The following is a 17,316-nucleotide window of genomic DNA, read 5'->3' as shown; positions in this document are numbered from 1 at the left end:
GTTTTCTTTTGGGTGCAACCGCCTGAGGTAAACCCCGAGGCGATTCCGGTTGCGCCATCTTTTTGAAATAACTATATTGCTTTCAGATAACAGTTATTGCAGTGAGATAACTGTTTAGCGAGAAATGCGATGTTCGCATGACCGCCATCTCAATGCACACGTTCGTGCCCTTGGAGTTCAAATGAGCGAGACAGCAAAGCAGCCGGAGCAGGAAGTTCTTTTCACGCAGGTCGGCAAGGTCGCCGTGATTACGTTGAATCGTCCGCAGGCGCTCAACGCCTGGACCATCGCCATGCGCGAGCTGATCATCGCGGCGCTCGAGCGTTTCAATGCCGACGAGAACGTGGCGGCCGTGATCATGACGGGGGCAGGGCGCGCCTTCTCCGCCGGTCAGGATCTGGGCGAAGCCAAGCACTTCGACGGCGACACGGCCATCGAGTGGATCAAGGGCTGGGAGCATTACTACGACGTGATCCGCAGCCTGAAAAAGCCGCTGGTCATGGCCCTGAACGGCACGGCCGCCGGTTCGGCGTTTCAGGTGTCGCTGCTCGGCGACATCCGCGTGGGGCATCCGGGCGTGCGCATGGGGCAGCCGGAAATCAATGCGGGTATCGCCAGCACGACCGGCCCGTGGATCATGAATCACATGCTTGGCCTGTCGCGCACCATCGAACTCACGCTCACCGGCCGCCTGATGGACGCCGACGAGAGTCATCGACTGGGGCTGATTCATCACCTCGTGCCGGAAGACAAGGTGTTCGAGAAGGCGCTGGAAATTGCGGCCGAACTGGCCGAAAAGCCGCCGGTGGCCATGCGTCTCGACAAGCAGCGTTTCCGCGAAATGACCGAAGGCACCTTCCAGGATGCCATCGAAGCCGGCATGCGCATTCAGCGCGAGTCGTACGAGTCGGGTGAGCCGGCACGCATGATGGCCGCGTTCTTCGAGAAGCGTGCCGCCAAGGCACAAGCCGCCAAAGTCTGACCGGACGGTTGTCATCACAAGCCCCGCCGCGCAACGCACACCGTCATCGGGTCGAGCGCGAAGCGGGGCAGGACAAGCGACATAGGCCACAAAGCCAAAAAGCCACATACGCCACACACGGCATGCGCGCTGCGCCTGCCCCCACGTTAGCGGAGTTACTCATGTCTTTCTCGCACGACCCGCAAAACCCCTCGCGCCGCCGCCTGCTGCAAGCCGCCGGGACCGTTGCCCTCGCCAGCGCCTTGCCGCTCGTCGCCTCGCGCGGTGCGCAGGCCCAAGCGCGCCAGTTGATCGTCTCCGACCCGGGCGGTCCGTACACCACGGCGTATCGCCGTGCGTTCTACGACCCGTTCGAGAAGGCAACCGGCATCAAGGTGGTGAGCGTCGCGCGCGATTCGCAGCCGGTGGCGCAGTTCGCGGCGATGGTGCAGACGAAGAACTTCGTGTGGGACGTGACCACGCTGACGCTCTCGGCCGACATTCCGTATCTCGAATCGAAGGGCTTTCTCGAGCCCATCGGCATGAAGGCGGCCGACTTCCCCGGCATCATGCCCGAGGCGGTCACGCCCGACTGGCTGGGCGTGGATGTGTACTCGACCGTGCTGGCCTACCGCACCGACAAGTTCACCAAGGAAACCCCGCAAACGTGGGCCGACTTCTGGGACGTGAAGCGTTTTCCGGGCCGCCGCTCGCTGCGCCGCAGCCCGCTCGACACCATCGAACAGGCACTCATGGCCGATGGCGTACCCATCGACAAGCTGTATCCGCTCGACCTCGACCGGGCATTCAAGTCGCTCGACCGCATCAAGCCGCACATCAATCTCTGGTGGACGTCGGGCGCGCAAGCCATGCAGGCGATTCAGAGCGGCGACGTGGACATGATGTCGACGTGGAATGGCCGCGCACAGGCCGCCATCGACAACAAGGCGCCGGTGAAGATCGTCTGGAATCAGGGGCTGTACTCCATTGAAGGGTGGGGTATTCCGAAGGGCACGCCGCGCGCCGAATTTGCACGCCAGTTCGTGCGCTTCTGTGGGGATGCGAGCCGTCAGGCACTCATCACGCAAGACCTCGCTTACGGCCCGACCAACCTCAAGGCCTTCGACGCCATTCCGAAAGATCGTGCGCCGCTGTTGCCGACTGCACCGGACAACCTCAAGGGCATGCGTCTGCCGAGCCCGCAGTGGTGGGCGGAAAACCGCACCCGCGCGACCGAACGTTTCAACGCATGGTTGCTGTCGTAAGTCGTAAGTCGTAAGTCGTCAGTCGTAAGCCGTCTGTCGGATGGAGGGTGGCGCAGGCCATTCTCCGTCGCTGTCTGCCGTTAGCTGCACCTTGCAGGATGAGAGTCGAACATGAGTACCAAACTGGAAACTGTCGGTCTTGCCAAGACGTATCGCGAGACGCCCGCGCTGCTGCCCACCGACCTGCGGGTCGCGGCAGGAGAATTTCTCACGCTGCTCGGGCCGTCCGGCTCCGGCAAGACCACGCTGTTGCAGATGATTTCGGGGCTGGTCGAGCCGACGACGGGGCAGTTGCTGATCGACGGACGCGACGCCACTCGTGACGCGCCCGGTAAGCGCGGTATCGGCATGGTCTTCCAGAGCTACGCGCTGTTTCCGCACATGAGCGTGTGGGAGAACGTGGCCTACGGCCTGCGCATGCGCAAGCTGCCGAAGGCCGAGCTGGGCCCGGCAGTGGACGCCGCGCTGGCCATGGTCAAGATGCAGGCGTTTGCGCAGCGGCTGCCGTCGGAACTCTCGGGCGGGCAGCAGCAGCGCATTGCCCTTGCGCGCTGCTTTGCCTTCCGTCCGTCGATCATCCTGCTCGACGAACCGCTGGGGGCGCTCGACAAGAAGTTGCGCGAGCACATGCAGTTGGAGATTCGCCGCTTGCATCAGGAGTTGGGCGCGACGTTCATCTACGTGACGCACGATCAAGACGAAGCGCTCACGCTGTCTGATCGTATTTGCCTGATGAATCAGGCGCGTATCGAACAGATCGGCACGCCAACGCAACTGTATGACCGGCCCGCGACGCGCTTTGCGGCCGATTTTCTCGGACATTCGAATCTGCTCGATGGCGTGGTCGAACGTCTGCCCGATGGCCGCGTGGCGCTGCGCATGGGCAACACGCTCGTGCCGATCGGCCCGAGTCCGGATTTGCCCGCGGCGGGCGAGGCCAGCTTGCTGGTGCGCCCGGAAGCGGCGCGTCTCACGCCGCCGGGCGACGGTGCACTGGCGGGCACGATTCGCGAAGTCGTGTTCCTCGGTGCCGATACGCGCGCCATCGTCACGCTGGGACACGAGGGTGACGGTGTCGAAGCCGCCGACTTCACCGTGCGCTGTCCGCGTGAGCTGTCGCCGCGCGTGGGCGAACGGGTTGGCCTTTCGTGGGACGACAGCCGTGCCACGTTGCTCACGCGCTGATCGCGCCAACGCCGCTCGCGAATCATGCTGACCGCTCTCACGGCGCCAATGCGCTATTCGATATCCCGTCAGGCTTGCGCCTAAGGAGTTTTTTGCCATGTGGCTTGTTCAACGCCTGCCCCAGGCGGGGCCCCGCTTTGCCTGGCCGAAGCGCCTGCAAGGCTGGTTGCCGGCTTTGCCCGCGCTGTTGTTCCTCGCGGTGTTCTTCATCGTGCCGGTCGTCGAGATTCTGCAAGGCGGTCTGTACGACGCCGACGGTGTGCTCTCGATTGCCCAGTTTGCGCGCATGACGCATTCGGCGGTCTATGTGAAGGTGCTTGGCTCGACCTTCTGGATCGCATTTCTCACGGCAGCGTTGTCGGTGGTGCTCGGCTATCCGGTGGCGTATCTGCTCGCGCGCCTGTCTAGCCGTTCCCGCGAACGGTGGCTGTTGTGGATCGTGCTGCCGTTCTGGACGAGCTATCTCGTCAAGACCTATGCGTGGATGTTGCTGCTCTCCAAGACCGGGCTGCTCACCATCGTCGCGACGCATCTGGGCCTGATCGACGACGCCAGCACGCTGGCACCGTCGCTCACCGGTGTGCTGATCGGCATGGTGCACGCGATGCTGCCGCTCGCCGTCATGACGATGCTGCCGATCATGCGTGGCATCAACATGCAACTGGTGCAGGCCGCCGAGACGCTCGGGGCTGACCGCGCGACGGGCTTCTTCACGGTGTTTTTGCCGTTATCGGGGCCGGGGGCGGCGGCCGCCGGGTTGCTGGTGTTCATCTCGAGTCTTGGTTTCTTCATCGTGCCGGCGCTGCTCGGTTCGCCGCGCGAATCGATGGTGGCGCAGTTGGTCATCTCGTCGGTACTGGAGCTGTTCGATCTGCGCTTTGCCGGTGCGTTGTCGACGGTGCTGTTGCTGTGTTCGATCGTCGTGTTCTACGTGTACGACCGCGTGGTCGGCCTGTCGTCGCTGGCCGGCGAGGCGCCGCAGCGCGCCGGCGGGCAGGGCGGCCGGTTGCTGCCGGTGCTGCTGGCCGTCGGGCGTCTGGCGGGCAAGCTCACACCCGGCGCCGGGCGCGCGGGCGGACCGGGTAGCGGCATTGGCCTGAAAGCCTATGCGTGGGTGATCGTGCTGGCACTCGTGTTGCCCATTGCGTTCGTGGTGCCGCTCGCGTTCACCAAGCAGTCGTTCGTGGCATTCCCGCCAGAGCTGTTCACGCTGAAGTGGTTCGTCGCGTTTTTGGAATCGAGTGTCTGGCAATCGGCACTCCTGCGCTCGCTGGGCGTGGGCTTCGCTACGGCGGCGCTGGCGTTGGTGCTCGGCTTCGGCGCGAGTCTTGCGCTGGTGCGTCTGCCGAGCCGCTGGCGCAAGCCGCTGTTTGCCGTGTTCATCGCGCCGCTGATCGTGCCGCGCATCGTGGTGGCCGTCGGCCTGCTGTATTTGTTTGCGCGTTGGGAGCTGGCGGGTACGAACGCAGGGCTCGTGATCGGGCACACCGTGCTGGCCATCCCTTATGTGGTGGTCACGCTTTCGGCCAGCTTCAAACGCTTCGACTGGCGACTGGACGATGCCGCCAAGATGCTTGGCGCGTCGGCCTTCACCCGGGTTCGCACGGTGTTGCTGCCGTTGCTGGCGGCGAGCCTTGGCTCGGCGTTCCTGTTCGCCTTCATCGTCTCGTTCGACGATCTGACGATTGCGATCTTCGTGTCCGGCGGTATCAACACCACGCTGCCCAAGCAAATGTGGGACGACATTCAACTGGCCGTCACGCCGACGCTCGCTGCCGTGGCCACCTCGCTGGTGTTCCTGATGGCGTTCTGCGTCTGGCTGTCTTCGATGTTCAAACGTAAGAGCTACTGATTCCTGCGGATTTTCGTATGTCCATGTCCAATGCTGCCCGAGTGGTTCCGATGAATGTGCCGTCACACCCGTACACCCGATATTTCCCCCAGCGCGCCGAGGGCGATCAACTGGATGTCGTGCCGCTGTTGATGGCTGGCCTTGCCAGCGCGAGCGGGGCGTCGGTCGCGCATCCGATTGTCGTCTATGAAGGCGAAGCCATCGGCCGCACGCAGATGGCGCAACGCGTGGCGGCCATGCAGGCTTGGTTTGCCGCGCAGGGTCTCGTGCCCGGTGACCGCGTTGCCGTCATGCTCGGCAATAGCGCCACGCAGGTCGCGTTGATCTACGCGTTGATGCTTTCCGGGCTCGTCTGGGTGCCGGTCAATACGCGTCTCAAGGGCGACGGCCTTGAATACCTGCTGGGGCACGCCAAGCCCAAGTTGCTGATCGCCGAGCCGGCGTTCGATGAAGTGCTCGATGCCGGGCTGGCGCTCGCCGCCCAACAACCCGGGCACCACGGGCCGAGCGTCGTCCGGTGGTGGTTGAGCGATGTGCAGACCCAAGCCGCGGCATTCGACGGCGCGCCGCTGCGGGCCGCGCCGGTCACGCCGGCGTCGGTGCTGTGCATCATCTATACGTCGGGGACGACAGGCGCGCCGAAGGGCGTGCTCTTCACGCACCGCATGATGCGCATCGCCAGTGAGGCCGCCATGCAGGTGGCCGATGCGGGCAACGGCGACCGGTTGTTTCTGTGGGAGCCGCTGTGCCATATCGGCGGCGCGCAGATGTTGCTGCTGCCGTTTCTGGCCGACGTGGAAATGCATGTCGTGGAACGCTTCTCGGCGAGCCGCTTCTGGCAGCAGTGCGAAGCGGCGCAGGCCACGCATCTGCACTATCTCGGCGGCATTCTCGACATCCTGATGCAACTGCCCAGCGAGGCCCAGCCGGCGAATAACAGTCTGCGCGTGGCGTGGGGCGCGGGTGTGGCGGCCAGCGCATGGCAGGCGACGCGCGAGCGGTTGCAGTGTGCGTTGCGCGAGTGCTATGGCATGACGGAATGCTCCAGCTTTGCCACGCTCAACGACAGCGATACGCCGGGTTCCATCGGTCATGCGCTGCCGTGGCTCACACTGGAATTGCTCGATGACGAAGGGCGTCCGGTGCCCGATGGCGAACTGGGGGAGATCGTGTTGTCGAGCGATGTCGACGGGGTGTTCCTGCCGGGCTATCTGGATAACCCCGAAGCCAGTGCCAAGGCGTTGCGCGACGGCAAGCTCTACACGGGCGACAGCGCGCGCCGCAGCCCGGACGGCAGTCTGGTGTTCGTCGGACGCCGCACCGACAGCATGCGTGTGCGCGGGGAGAACGTGTCGGCATGGGAGATCGAGCGCGTGTTTGCCCGGCATCCGGCGGTGGCGGCCTGCGCGGCGATCGGTGTCGCGAGCGCGATCGGCGAGCAGGATGTGCTGCTCTACGTGCAGTTTCGCGAAGGTCAGGCGATCGACTGGACGACGCTCTCCGCATGGGCAGGCGACAAGCTCGCCAGCTATCAGCGCCCGCGCTACTATCGCGAAACTGCGCGATTCGAGACCACGCCCTCCGAACGCATTCGCAAGCATCTGCTCTCGCGCGACACGGCACCGGCATGGGATCACGCTGCGGTGAAATGAGTGTGCAGGGGAGGGTTTGTGAGCGCTGGTACGGGGATTTTAGAGTTATCGATATAAAATAGACTCTTATTTTTATGAGATAATTCAGGCCTGATTGCCTTATTCCATCACGATTGTGGCCACCAATAAAACTCCCCGTACCCGTGCCAAAACGGCGGCCGCCGACGATATGCCGGCGGCGGCTTCGAGCGAATCGACGTTGTACGTGCAGTCTGTCGAGAAGGCGATGAAAGTGCTGACCGCCTTCGATGGTTCGAAGCGTCATCTCTCGCTGTCAGAGATCGCGGCGGCCACCGGTTTCGACATCAGCGCGGCGCAGCGCTTCACCTTCACGCTCTCGGCACTGGGCTATCTGCTCAAGGATCCGCAGAGCAAGAAGTACGAACTCTCGCCCAAGCTGCTCGACTTCACCTATCACTATCTGGTCTCCAACGAACTGGTGAGCCGGGCCGCGCCGTACCTTCAGCAACTGGCCGCCGAGACCGAAGAGGCGACCAACCTGACCGTGCGACTCGATACCGATATCGTGTTCGTGCTGCGGATCGTGAGCCGCAGTGTGTTCAACGCGAACGTGATCGTCGGCTCGCGACTGCCTGCCTATTGCACGGCGCCCGGTCTGGCCATGCTGGCGACGCTCGAAGACGGCGAGATCGACGACATTCTTGCCCGTACCAATCTGGTGGAGTTCACGCCGGCAACGGTCTGGCAGCCGCGCAAGATCAAGGAGCGGCTCGCGCGCATTCGTAAGCAGGGCTATGCGCATACCGAAGACGAATACTTCATGGGCGACATTTCGACCTCGGCGGCGGTGGTCAATCTCGACGGCCGCGCGATCGGTGCCATCAATATCGCCGTGCCGCGCGTGCGCTGGAATGCCGGGCGCGACGAGCGCCGCTTCGCCGATCTCGTGATTCAGACGGCCGGTGCGTTGTCGGCACGCCGGCGTCAGGACTAGCACGCGCTCACGCGCCCGGAATTGGGTTGAATAGACCCCAAGGTGTCCTGTCAGGCAATGTAAGGCGCGCTGAGATCGGCTGGGCTTGCGCTTCAGCCGGTCGGCCGCCCGTCCGGTTGAAGTCTCAAAATGGCGTGCTAGAATCCCGCCGCATGGGGTTGGAGCAGGGCTGAATTCCAAGGATTCCGAGATACCGCGCAGAACACGCAGCCGCGCATTGACGGTGTGTTCAGGGAAGTGCGTGTCAAGCCACGGCCGGCTGGGCCAGGGCGACGGAAGACCTGTAGAGAAACCGATGGCCGAACCGGGGCGGCCAGACGGTGCGCCAAACGGGGTGCGCAAGCGACTGCGGTACTTACCAATCCGAATCTCAGGCGGTGCAAAAGCGATTTGCCGCCTCCCCCGCGCCTTCAATCCGCGCGACTGATACGCGTAAGGGCTAGTTGCCCGGCGGGCAGCGCACACGGGGGAATGGAGCTATGGCTCTGGGGTTGTCGTTGCCTGCGTTGGACTTGCCAACGCTGCAATTCGTCACTTTCTTGCTGAGTATCGCGACGGGCATTCTGTTCATGCTCGATGCCCTGCGTCGCGACGAGGCCGAGTCTCCGCGCTGGTGGAGTCTGGCGTTCCTGCTCGCGACGTTCTCTCCCGTTCTCTATTTGCTGGCCGCGCGAAGCGGCCGATTGGCCGTGCTTTATCCGCTGGGGAATGCGGTTGCCACACTGGCGTTTGCCATGGTCTGGAGCGGGGCGCGACGCTTTTACGGACGCAGCGTGCAGTGGGTGGCCGTGTTCGGCGGTCCGGCGGTGTTGCTGTGGGGGACTTGGCTGTTTGCGCGTCCGCTCGACGCGTGGAGCGGCGGCGCCTTGTTCTTTTCCCTGCTCGCGATGTACAGCCTGATGGCGGCCAAGGAGTTCTGGCAGGCCTCGGGCATGCGGCTGCCGAGCAGCATCGTGCTTGCGGTGGTGGCGGTATTGCACGGCAGCTTTTACACCGCGCGAGCGGTGGCGCTGGTCTGGTTCGGGCCGGCCGATGCCTGGTTTTTGACGTGGTTCGGGGCGCAGGTGGCGACGACCGAGATGCTCGTGCTGATCGTTGTGGCGAGTTTCCTGATGGTGTCGCTCGGCAAAGAGCGGTCTGAAATCGCCTTGCACCGGGCGGCGACGCGCGACGGGCTCACGCAGGCGTTCAATCGCCCCGAATTCACCCGGCTCGCTCGTGAGCAGATGCGCCGCCACGGGACCGCGCGCGCGCCGGTGGCATTGTTGCTGCTGGATCTCGATCATTTCAAGCGCATCAACGACACTTACGGTCACCCGTTCGGGGACACCGTGTTGCTGCTGTTCGCGCGCACGGCGTCGCAGCAGCTCAGGGCGGACGACATCTTCGGGCGGTACGGCGGCGAGGAATTCGCCCTGTTTTTGCCGGGCGTGGGTGTGACGGAGGCGCTGACCATTGCCGAGCGGGTACGCGAGGCGTTCGAGCGGGCGGGACGCACGGTGCAGGGCGAAGCGGTGGCGGCAACGGTGAGTATCGGGGTGGCCTGCGACGAGCGCTCGCGCGGCGAGTTGTCGTCACTCGTGCAGCGTGCCGATCGCGCGCTTTATCAGGCCAAAGCGGCGGGTCGAAACCGTTGCGTGCGATATACGCCAGAGACGTCAATAACGATGACGGAAGCGCGTACGCCCTTGCGCGCCGCGGGGTAGAAAAGCATTGCGGCGCCCCCGATAACCGCGTATAAGTGATGGATCGAACATCAAGTCTGACGTTTATCGAGCGTCGATCCTACGATCTTTGCGAGACACTACCGATCTCTGAATTTCTTGGTTGTCCGGCACCGATGCCCAGCCGTGCGCACTGCGATGGCAGCACGTCGGGAGAACTGGGAGTTCACATGAGCACCGGTACTGTAAAGTGGTTTAACGACAGCAAGGGTTTCGGATTCATCGCGCCGGACGAGGGGGGAGAAGACCTCTTCGCGCACTTTTCGGAAATCAAATCCGATCAGGGCGACGGATTCCGATCCCTCAGCGAGAATCAAAAGGTGTCCTTCGACATCACCCGCGGTCCGAAGGGGTTGCTGGCTTCCAATATCAGACCCTCCTGATCTCATTTCCTTTCGTTGTGCTGGCCCGGGCGCGCACTCGACGCCGGGGAAAGTGCGGCGGTCGTCGAGGGCAATATGGCCTACGTCACTCCGTTTTATAAGGGTTTCCGTCTGGAAACGTTCGTGTTCCGCGCACAGGATCCCGATTCGACATCGCGAAAGCATGACCGGACTTTCGGCGTTTCCGTGAGGCTTACCCGTGCGATGATCGAGGATCTCGCATACTCCGGGGAATCCAAGACATTCCAACTCAGGAGCCTTCCGTTCGACTCGATTGGAGAAGCGCGGCGCGCCGGGAATAAATACGCTCAGGGGCTGGTAGATAATCTGGTTGAGAGTGGCGCCAAAGCCCTCTGACCTTGTGAGGTCGACATGCATGCGTCACCTAGCTGGTTTTTGTATGCGGACTACCTTCCTCCGGACCGAACCCGGTTTTTTTCCGTCGCCGCGATCACGTTTGTCATGAGATTGCGCTACCGTGCCTACCGTGGCGCCGCCTGCGACCTGATGCAGCGCTCGCGGATGGCGAGCTGGTTGCCGGTTCCCGCTAACGCGTGGGCCTTGAATGCCGTGAATATTCAGTAACGCTGCGCGATCCTGCGTGATCGATTGCGGCCAGTATCAAATCGCACGAGCACAACGAACCATCCGTGATCGTCGATCATTGTCATTGACCGACCGCTGAGGATTCAAGAATGCTGACCCTTTCGAAGCAAGCCATTGTGGCCGCCATTCAACGCATTTCCGATACCGGACAGACGCGTCCCTCCGAAGCTGTGATCAATGCGCTACTTGCGCGAGAGCTGATTTGCCGTGTTGGCGAACGGCTGGAACTCACCCAGTTTGGGCGGTCGTATTGCCGCTCGGAGCGCGCGCCCGCCTGGCGTTAAGCGGATTCGCCCCGGGGTGTCGGGGCACACTTCCCCGGTCGACTGGCGGTGCAATACCAGCCAGTGATGTTGGGGACATCTGAAGGACATTTAGCGGGCATACGTGCCCGCTAAACGCATTTCAAGTGCTCAGTTCAGGCGCTCAGTGCCACGCCGGGGTGTACATCGATCGGCAGTAGGATTTACCGTACGGCGTCACTTCCAGGCGTTTGCCAACCCGGCGAACCAGTTCCCGGGCGAGTAGCGCGTCGATGACCGCGTCAGGTGGTGTGTCGCTTCCCTTCGCAATTAATTGAAGTGCGGCCGCAATGGCTTGTTTGGTGAGCGAAAGCATGGTTTTTCTCCTGATGCCGCCGTTTTATCGAGTATGCGCGCTATGACGCCGCATTGCTCGAAATCTTTAACGCCGATGGCTAAACAAGCAACAGGGTTCGGCATCAGAATGTTTTGAAACGTCTTTATCGTGTGGCGCAATGCGCGCGGCATGCTTAACAGCGCTGGGAGATCAGGATGGATCGGAAAAACCAGGGGATCGAGGCGCTTCCTGAAGAGCAGCGCGAGCGGTTTCTCGCCGCGTGTCTCGCCAGTGGCATTAACGTGAAGCGCCTGATCGTAACGGTAGAAACCAGCTATTCGGGCGAAGGCGCACTTGCGCAGGCCATTCATGATGTCTATGTGAGCGGCATGCGCCGAATCCGGCATTACCGCTCATCGTTCGGCGAGGCGACGTGGACCACCCAATTCGAGCAGGATGCCCGGGCCGGCGTGTTTAAGTAACGCGCAGCTTTCGCGGCAAAGCCCGCCTGCCAGACGCTGCACCTGCCCGACTGACTTCCCCGGCATTGGATATCGCCGGGATTCTGGAGGTGATCATGGACGCATCGATCGAACCGCTGATCCTCGACCTGCTGGAGTGGATCGGGCCGGCGGGGAAGCCTTATGCCGAGATCATGGAGGCGTGGCGTACATCTTGCCCGCGCTTACCCGTCTGGGAAGAGGCCAACGCGCGAGGGTATCTCATCCGGATTCATACGCCCGGCGGCGTCGCCGAGATCGCGCTCAGTGCGGCGGGGTTGGCGTATATTGCTGCTGCGCATCGCGCGCAAGCCGCTACTTCATCGCAATAGTGGACTGCGGGCGGCGTCCGAAGGGTTGGACGCGTTCGGAAAGACTAAACGGTGATTTCCGTCGACTGGTAGGTGATGTTCTGCCAGCGGCTACCGGTCTTGATCCAGACCGACGCAAACCTTGCCTGATAATCAAACCACGTTGCCCCGTTATGCCCGCTCGCGCACCAGCGGCCGACGACGATGATCGTCGCGCCGTATTGCGTCGAGCGAAGCTGATCGACTTGCGCGGTATCCCAATGCCGTGTGCCGGTGCGATAAGACGCCAGCACATCGGTTTTCGTCTCGATCACGCCGCCCGGTTGAATGATGATGTAATCGGGATGCAGCAACGACTCGATGACGTCGAGCCCGGTCGCTAGGTCGAGATGCGCGTGTGCAAGCGTGTGTTCTGCTTCCTCTACAGCCAGTCGATCGCGGCGGGTATCAGTCATGGCGTGATGGGCAGCGCAAGCGCGGTAAGGTGTGGATTTGGCGATATGCGGTGATTCTAGCGTTGAATCCCATACACTTCGGTTTATCCCCGTATCCTGACCTCATTTCATTCCCCGGTATTCGCTATGCCATCGTCCGTGCGTAATTCGTTGCTCTGGATATTCGATGCTTTCGAGCGAGACGAGACGTTCATTCACAAGCGAATGTTCGGCAGCGACGCTGCTTATGTGGGAGGTTTGCTCTGTCTGATCGCCGCTGATCGCGATTCGCCGTGGGACGGCTTGCTGGTCTGCACCTCGCAGGACCATCACGCTTCGTTGATGGCAGAGATTCCCGCGTTGCAACCTCATCCGGTGTTGGGCAAATGGCTGTACGTGCCGCAATCGGACCCGGCGTTCGAAGCCGTCGCACACACCATGACTGCGCTGGTACTCGCGGGCGATGCCCGCATCGGCGTCGAGCCCAAACCGCGCAAGCGCCGCGCGACCCGGAAGAAGACATAATCTCAGGCGCACCCGGACACGTTCCGGCACACGCGAGTCTTTTCTTCCAGGCGACGCATCCGCCATTCATTCCCACTCGTATGTCTGAGTGCTTCCAACTTGCGAAGCGCCATGAATCGGGTGAAAGAATGAAAACACGTCAAATGTCCGGATTTTCCGGTGTTGTGCTCGCGATTGCCGTGGTCATGGGCGGGCAGGCCGCCATGGTGTCTTTGGCGTCCGCCGCGATGGATGGTGAGAAGACGGTCATGGTGGGCGGGGCGGCAATGTACCCGTCGAAGAACATCATCCAGAACGCCGTCAATTCGAAAGATCACACGACGTTAGTTGCCGCAGTCAAGGCGGGCGGGCTGGTCGACACGCTCTCCGGTCCCGGCCCCTTTACGGTCTTTGCGCCGACCAACGAAGCCTTTGCGGCACTGCCCGCCGGCACCGTCGACACGCTGCTCAAGCCTGAAAACAAACCGACGCTCGACAAAGTCCTCACGTATCACGTCGTGGCCGGCCGTCTTACTGCACAGGATCTGATGAAAGCCGTGAGCGACGGCGGTGGCCGCGCGACGCTCAAGACGGTGGAAGGCGACTCGCTTACCGTCATGCAACAAGGCAATCACCTGACCGTAACCGACGATAAAGGCGGTGTCGCCAACGTCACCATCGGCAACGTCATGCAATCTAACGGCGTGATTCACGTGGTCGACAAGGTATTGATGCCCTGATGTAGATGCCCTAATGCAGGCGCACGTGATCGAAGCGGTTCCGCTCAATCTGCCGCCACGTGCACCATTTCCTCGACTTCGCCCGGCTGCTTCTTCTTCATGCGAATAAACAGCAATAGCGGCATGACCAGCAGCGTGAGAATCATCATCAGCTTGAAGTCATCCAGATAGGCGATCATCGCCGCCTGCCGGGTGACTTCGGCATTGAGGGCGGCGATGGCCGCCGATCCATACGTTTGTGCGTACGATTCCAGTCCCTGTGTGAACGGTGTGATGTGTTCGGAGAGCACCGCGTGATTGACCTGCGTGTTTTGCGTGAGCAGCGTCTGTACGACAGAAATACCGATACTGCTGCCGATGTTGCGCGACAGGCTGTAAATCGCCGCCCCGTCGGCACGCAGTGCACCCGGTAGCGTCGCGAACGTGACAGTGGTGAGCGGCACGAACACGAACCCCAGCCCGAAGCCCTGAATGACGCCCGGCCAGACGATGTCCGACGGACTGAGTGTCGTCGTGTACCCGGCCATCATGTAAAGCGAATAGGCGGTGAGCGCGAAGCCGAAGCCGAGCAGATAACGCACGTCCACTTTGCCCACGAGGCGCCCGACGATCAGCATCGCGGCCATCGTGCCCGCGCCGGACGGCGCCGTGACCAGCCCGGTCAGAATGGCCGGATAGCCGAACAGGCTTTGCAGCATCGGCGGGAGCAACGCGCGCGTGGCGTAAAGAATGATCCCGACGACGAAGATGTAGATGATGCCGGTATTGAAGTTGCGGTCGCGCAGCAAGGCCCGGTTGAAGAACGAGTTCTCGTCGGCGGTCCATGTGTGCACGATGAAATAGGCGAAGCAGATGATCGCGCCGAGCATCTCCAGCCAGATCTCGGTCGAATTCAGCCAGTCTTGCTGCTCACCCCGGTCGAGCAGCAATTGCAGTAGCCCAATCGCCAGCCCGAGTGTGACGAAGCCCAGCGCATCGAATTTTCCGGCCTTCGCTTCGGGTGGCTCTTTCAGATACGCGGCGATGCCGAGAAACGCGATCAACCCGATCGGCAGGTTGATGTAGAACACCCAGCGCCAGTTGTAGCTGTCGGTCAGCCAGCCGCCGAGCGACGGGCCGAGAATCGGTCCGACCATCACCCCCATGCCGAATACCGCCATCGCCGAGCCGTGTTTGTGCGGCGGATTGATGTCGAGCATGGTCGCTTGCGATAGCGGGACGAGTGCTGCCCCGCAGATGCCCTGAAACAGGCGCGCCGCCACGATTTCCGTGAGCGAATGCGCCATACCGCATAGCGCAGACGCGATGGTGAAGCCGGCGACTGACCACAGAAACACCCGGCGTCGACCGAAGCGTGCACAGAGCGCACCGGTGAGCGGCGTGGCAATGGCGGCCGCGACGATATACGACGTCAGTACCCAGGTGATCGAGTCCTGTGAGGCGGAAAGGCTGCCTTGCATGTGGGGCAGGGCAACGTTGGCGATGGTGCTGTCGAGCGTTTGCAGCACCGTCGCGAGCATGACGGAAATACTGACCAGCGCGCGATGCTTGTTGGCGTCGCCGGCGCTTTGCGGGGAAGACACGGTATTACCTCGGGTGGAATGCTTCGAACCTATTGTTGTTGTCGCACTGCGCGTTGCCGTCGTCCCAAGGGTGTTCGCCGGGAGCGGCCGTCTGGCAGTGCGCTTGCCCGCCGACGTCAGGTCATCGGCGCGCTGTCTCCTTCACGGTTTCTCAAAACTCCTTAAAGAATCCTTATTCCGTTGTTTCGTCGTCAGTGCGATCCGTGCGGTCCGTGCGTTTCGGCACGGGCGATGTGGGCGGGCAGGCCGCCTCCGCGCGCGTCAGGTTGGTCAGCACTTTGCCGAGCAGGCGCGAGAGTTCGGCGCGTTCCGCCGGGGTGAGGTCGGCCATCGCGTCGCGCTCGACCATGCCGGCGAAGGCGACGATCGTGTCGATCTTGGCTTCCGATGCCTCGGTCAGATACAGCAGGTGAGCGCGCTTGTCGTTGGGGTCGCGTTCACGACGCACCAATTCCTTCTCTCTGAGCCGGTCGAGCAGTCTGACGAGTGCCATGGGCGTCAACTCCATGCGTTCGGCCAGTTCGGCCTGGGTCTGTACACCGTAGCGGTGCAGCATCACCAGCACGCGGCATTGCGCGCGGGTGAGATCGAAATTGCCTCGGGCGCGCCGGTCGAACAGACGCGAGTGCACCCGGGCCACGTCATGGACGAGCGTGCCGAAGCGGGACGACCAATCGATTTTCGGCATGGCGGACGTGCGCCGGCGAGGCTTCGCCGGCAGACAAATTAGTAAACAGGTTTATCATTTTGCCAGAGTCTCTCTTAGGACGGCAACTGTGGCAAATAGGTGACATGCGGACGGAACGGCGGGGCCGTTCATGGGACGTTTCGCGGGTTTTGCCCGGCGCGACGGGCATTCCGCGGGTGGCGGCTGCGCGGCGTTGCGCTCAACCGCAGTAAAAGTAAAAAGTGTAAGGAAAATAAGCACTTGACACATTGCTTCGGCGGAACAAGAAAGGAATGGTGCGATGCGTTAGGCGCGACCGCCATAGCGTGGCACCTAGCCCTTTCTTGACCCTAAGGAGTGTCAATTATGTTTGACCTTTCACAAGCTTCCGACGTCCTCTCCATCACCGAAGTCGACAATTTCCCCGCCCGGGGAGCAGCGAACTTCGCCAATCAGGCGGATTTGCGCGAAGAATCGCTGCCGTTCATCGTCACCATCGCCAGTGACGAATCCGGACTGCGCGATGCCGTCGCCATGCGTCAGGCGGCTTACGGCCGCCATCTCCCGGATCTGGCCGCGACGCTGAGCGAGCCCGAGACGAGCGATCGCGAACCCGGCTCCATCGTGCTCGTGGCCCGTGCCCGTCTGGACGGTGCGGTCATCGGCACGATGCGCATCCAGACCAACCGCTATCAGGCGTTGCATCTGGAGGACTCGGCACCGTTGCCGGACTGGCTCGGCGATGCAGCACTCGCCGAAGCGACCCGTCTGGGTGTGGTGGCGGGCCCGGTGGGCCGGGCAGTGAAGACCGCGCTCTTCAAGGCGTTCTATCAGTACTGCCTGCTTTCGCGTATCGACTGGATGGTGATCACCGCGCGTCCGCCGTTGCATCGTCAGTACGAAGCGCTGATGTTCGTCGATGTGTTCCCGTCGCAGGCGCTCATTCCGATGGCGCATGTAGGCGGCATCGGTCACCGCGTGCTGGCGCTGGATGTCGCCAATGCCCGTACGCGCTGGCAAGCGGCAGGCCATCCGTTGTTCGGCTACATGTGCCTGACGCATCATCCGGACTTGCGTCTGGGCATGCCTGCCATGGATGCACCGGTCGCGTTTGACCGGTCAGCACCGGGCGAAGCCAGTGTTGGCGCGCATTTGCGGGATTTATCTTTTGGTGCCGACGCGGTAGGATGCGTACCAGCAGGCTACAGCCTGGCGGTGTAATGCCGTTATTTCAACTAACGTTGCCCCGGCGTGTGAACGACGCGATGTCGAACCTGCCGGCGGTGACGAGCAGTACGGGTGTGAGACGCCTGCCCGTGCCGGCCCTATCCAGGGCTTGGCATGGGACAGGGGCCCACCCGGCCGGCAAGACGGGCCCCTCTGGGGTTCGCCTTGCCCGGCGTACCACGCGGGGG

General features: G+C 62.4%; 19 protein-coding genes. 15 read left to right on the top strand and 4 right to left on the bottom strand.

The genetic code is table 11. The features are described from left to right. Nucleotides 1–181: 181 nt before the first annotated feature. From CDV44_RS16685 to CDV44_RS16635, 10 genes are all read left to right on the top strand, one after another. On the top strand, nt 182–982 hold the full coding sequence (locus tag CDV44_RS16685) for an enoyl-CoA hydratase/isomerase family protein (RefSeq protein WP_087689028.1): 801 nt from the start codon (nt 182–184) through the stop codon (nt 980–982). Nucleotides 983–1,143: 161 nt separating this feature from the next. Then, nucleotides 1,144–2,226, top strand: a complete 1,083-nt coding sequence (locus CDV44_RS16680; RefSeq protein ID WP_087689027.1) for an ABC transporter substrate-binding protein — start codon at nt 1,144–1,146, stop codon at nt 2,224–2,226. Nucleotides 2,227–2,337: 111 nt separating this feature from the next. Beyond that, a complete protein-coding gene (locus tag CDV44_RS16675; RefSeq protein WP_087689026.1) occupies nt 2,338–3,411 on the top strand; it encodes an ABC transporter ATP-binding protein in 1,074 nt (357 codons plus the stop codon). A gap of 97 nt (nt 3,412–3,508) precedes the next feature. After that, nucleotides 3,509–5,263, top strand: a complete 1,755-nt coding sequence (locus tag CDV44_RS16670; protein WP_087689025.1) for an ABC transporter permease subunit — start codon at nt 3,509–3,511, stop codon at nt 5,261–5,263. Between the two features lie 17 nt (nt 5,264–5,280). Then, entirely contained in the window at nt 5,281–6,915 is a 1,635-nt protein-coding gene (locus CDV44_RS16665; protein ID WP_249277592.1) for an AMP-binding protein, read from the top strand. 169 nt (nt 6,916–7,084) lie between these two features. Beyond that, nucleotides 7,085–7,870: an IclR family transcriptional regulator gene (locus CDV44_RS16660; protein ID WP_087689123.1), complete on the top strand. Its 786-nt coding sequence runs from the start codon at nt 7,085–7,087 to the stop codon at nt 7,868–7,870. Nucleotides 7,871–8,349: 479 nt separating this feature from the next. Further along, nucleotides 8,350–9,576: a GGDEF domain-containing protein gene (locus CDV44_RS16655; protein ID WP_087689023.1), complete on the top strand. Its 1,227-nt coding sequence runs from the start codon at nt 8,350–8,352 to the stop codon at nt 9,574–9,576. 188 nt (nt 9,577–9,764) lie between these two features. Beyond that, a complete protein-coding gene (locus CDV44_RS16650; protein WP_087689022.1) occupies nt 9,765–9,977 on the top strand; it encodes a cold-shock protein in 213 nt (70 codons plus the stop codon). 75 nt (nt 9,978–10,052) lie between these two features. Continuing rightward, nucleotides 10,053–10,334, top strand: coding sequence for a hypothetical protein (locus CDV44_RS16645; RefSeq protein ID WP_087689021.1), 282 nt, complete (start codon nt 10,053–10,055; stop codon nt 10,332–10,334). Nucleotides 10,335–10,672: 338 nt separating this feature from the next. Beyond that, a complete protein-coding gene (locus tag CDV44_RS16635; RefSeq protein ID WP_058378876.1) occupies nt 10,673–10,867 on the top strand; it encodes a hypothetical protein in 195 nt (64 codons plus the stop codon). Nucleotides 10,868–11,009: 142 nt separating this feature from the next. Here the strand turns inward: CDV44_RS16635 and CDV44_RS16630 are convergent, their stop codons facing one another. Then, nucleotides 11,010–11,201 carry a hypothetical protein gene (locus CDV44_RS16630; RefSeq protein ID WP_058378875.1) on the bottom strand — a complete coding sequence of 64 codons (192 nt, stop codon included), beginning with the start codon at nt 11,199–11,201 and terminating at the stop codon, nt 11,010–11,012. A gap of 176 nt (nt 11,202–11,377) precedes the next feature. Here CDV44_RS16630 and CDV44_RS16625 point away from each other — a divergent pair, with 176 nt between their 5' ends. Together CDV44_RS16625 and CDV44_RS16620 are read left to right on the top strand one after the other, a co-directional pair. Then, nucleotides 11,378–11,644, top strand: a complete 267-nt coding sequence (locus CDV44_RS16625; RefSeq protein WP_087689019.1) for a hypothetical protein — start codon at nt 11,378–11,380, stop codon at nt 11,642–11,644. 95 nt (nt 11,645–11,739) lie between these two features. Then, nucleotides 11,740–11,994 carry a 3-phosphoglycerate dehydrogenase gene (locus tag CDV44_RS16620; RefSeq protein ID WP_087689018.1) on the top strand — a complete coding sequence of 85 codons (255 nt, stop codon included), beginning with the start codon at nt 11,740–11,742 and terminating at the stop codon, nt 11,992–11,994. 44 nt (nt 11,995–12,038) lie between these two features. Here CDV44_RS16620 and CDV44_RS16615 read toward each other — a convergent pair whose 3' ends face one another. Beyond that, nucleotides 12,039–12,428: a nuclear transport factor 2 family protein gene (locus CDV44_RS16615; RefSeq protein ID WP_087689017.1), complete on the bottom strand. Its 390-nt coding sequence runs from the start codon at nt 12,426–12,428 to the stop codon at nt 12,039–12,041. Between the two features lie 126 nt (nt 12,429–12,554). Between CDV44_RS16615 and CDV44_RS16610 the strand changes: the two genes are divergently transcribed. Beyond that, a complete protein-coding gene (locus tag CDV44_RS16610) occupies nt 12,555–12,932 on the top strand; it encodes a hypothetical protein (RefSeq protein WP_087689016.1) in 378 nt (125 codons plus the stop codon). A gap of 143 nt (nt 12,933–13,075) precedes the next feature. After that, nucleotides 13,076–13,651 carry a fasciclin domain-containing protein gene (locus CDV44_RS16605; protein WP_371328778.1) on the top strand — a complete coding sequence of 192 codons (576 nt, stop codon included), beginning with the start codon at nt 13,076–13,078 and terminating at the stop codon, nt 13,649–13,651. A gap of 44 nt (nt 13,652–13,695) precedes the next feature. Here CDV44_RS16605 and CDV44_RS16600 read toward each other — a convergent pair whose 3' ends face one another. Next, nucleotides 13,696–15,234, bottom strand: coding sequence for an MDR family MFS transporter (locus CDV44_RS16600; protein ID WP_087689014.1), 1,539 nt, complete (start codon nt 15,232–15,234; stop codon nt 13,696–13,698). Nucleotides 15,235–15,406: 172 nt separating this feature from the next. Further along, complete coding sequence (locus CDV44_RS16595; protein WP_087689013.1) at nt 15,407–15,922, bottom strand: MarR family winged helix-turn-helix transcriptional regulator; 516 nt, start codon at nt 15,920–15,922, stop codon at nt 15,407–15,409. Between the two features lie 345 nt (nt 15,923–16,267). Between CDV44_RS16595 and CDV44_RS16590 the strand changes: the two genes are divergently transcribed. Then, nucleotides 16,268–17,122: a hypothetical protein gene (locus tag CDV44_RS16590; protein ID WP_087689012.1), complete on the top strand. Its 855-nt coding sequence runs from the start codon at nt 16,268–16,270 to the stop codon at nt 17,120–17,122. The last annotated feature ends 194 nt before the right edge of the window (nt 17,123–17,316 follow it).

The organism is Pandoraea sp. PE-S2R-1 (assembly GCF_002179865.1).
Lineage (GTDB): Bacteria > Pseudomonadota > Gammaproteobacteria > Burkholderiales > Burkholderiaceae > Pandoraea.
The sequence above is the reverse complement of the archived record's forward strand: the minus strand, read 5'-3'. Positions and strand labels throughout refer to the sequence as shown.

Bases quoted from the DNA above. Each gene is read 5' to 3' on its own strand.
- CDV44_RS16665 (WP_249277592.1), top strand. From the start codon at position 5,281: ATGTCCATGTCCAATGCTGCCCGAGTGGTTCCGATGAATGTGCCGTCA.
- CDV44_RS16675 (WP_087689026.1), top strand. From the start codon at position 2,338: ATGAGTACCAAACTGGAAACTGTCGGTCTTGCCAAGACGTATCGCGAG.
- CDV44_RS16615 (WP_087689017.1), bottom strand. From the start codon at position 12,428: ATGACTGATACCCGCCGCGATCGACTGGCTGTAGAGGAAGCAGAACAC.
- CDV44_RS16635 (WP_058378876.1), top strand. From the start codon at position 10,673: ATGCTGACCCTTTCGAAGCAAGCCATTGTGGCCGCCATTCAACGCATT.
- CDV44_RS16655 (WP_087689023.1), top strand. From the start codon at position 8,350: ATGGCTCTGGGGTTGTCGTTGCCTGCGTTGGACTTGCCAACGCTGCAA.
- CDV44_RS16610 (WP_087689016.1), top strand. From the start codon at position 12,555: ATGCCATCGTCCGTGCGTAATTCGTTGCTCTGGATATTCGATGCTTTC.
- CDV44_RS16645 (WP_087689021.1), top strand. From the start codon at position 10,053: ATGGCCTACGTCACTCCGTTTTATAAGGGTTTCCGTCTGGAAACGTTC.
- CDV44_RS16620 (WP_087689018.1), top strand. From the start codon at position 11,740: ATGGACGCATCGATCGAACCGCTGATCCTCGACCTGCTGGAGTGGATC.
- CDV44_RS16680 (WP_087689027.1), top strand. From the start codon at position 1,144: ATGTCTTTCTCGCACGACCCGCAAAACCCCTCGCGCCGCCGCCTGCTG.
- CDV44_RS16630 (WP_058378875.1), bottom strand. From the start codon at position 11,201: ATGCTTTCGCTCACCAAACAAGCCATTGCGGCCGCACTTCAATTAATT.
- CDV44_RS16590 (WP_087689012.1), top strand. From the start codon at position 16,268: ATGTTTGACCTTTCACAAGCTTCCGACGTCCTCTCCATCACCGAAGTC.
- CDV44_RS16625 (WP_087689019.1), top strand. From the start codon at position 11,378: ATGGATCGGAAAAACCAGGGGATCGAGGCGCTTCCTGAAGAGCAGCGC.
- CDV44_RS16650 (WP_087689022.1), top strand. From the start codon at position 9,765: ATGAGCACCGGTACTGTAAAGTGGTTTAACGACAGCAAGGGTTTCGGA.
- CDV44_RS16670 (WP_087689025.1), top strand. From the start codon at position 3,509: ATGTGGCTTGTTCAACGCCTGCCCCAGGCGGGGCCCCGCTTTGCCTGG.
- CDV44_RS16685 (WP_087689028.1), top strand. From the start codon at position 182: ATGAGCGAGACAGCAAAGCAGCCGGAGCAGGAAGTTCTTTTCACGCAG.
- CDV44_RS16660 (WP_087689123.1), top strand. From the start codon at position 7,085: ATGCCGGCGGCGGCTTCGAGCGAATCGACGTTGTACGTGCAGTCTGTC.
- CDV44_RS16605 (WP_371328778.1), top strand. From the start codon at position 13,076: ATGTCCGGATTTTCCGGTGTTGTGCTCGCGATTGCCGTGGTCATGGGC.
- CDV44_RS16595 (WP_087689013.1), bottom strand. From the start codon at position 15,922: ATGCCGAAAATCGATTGGTCGTCCCGCTTCGGCACGCTCGTCCATGAC.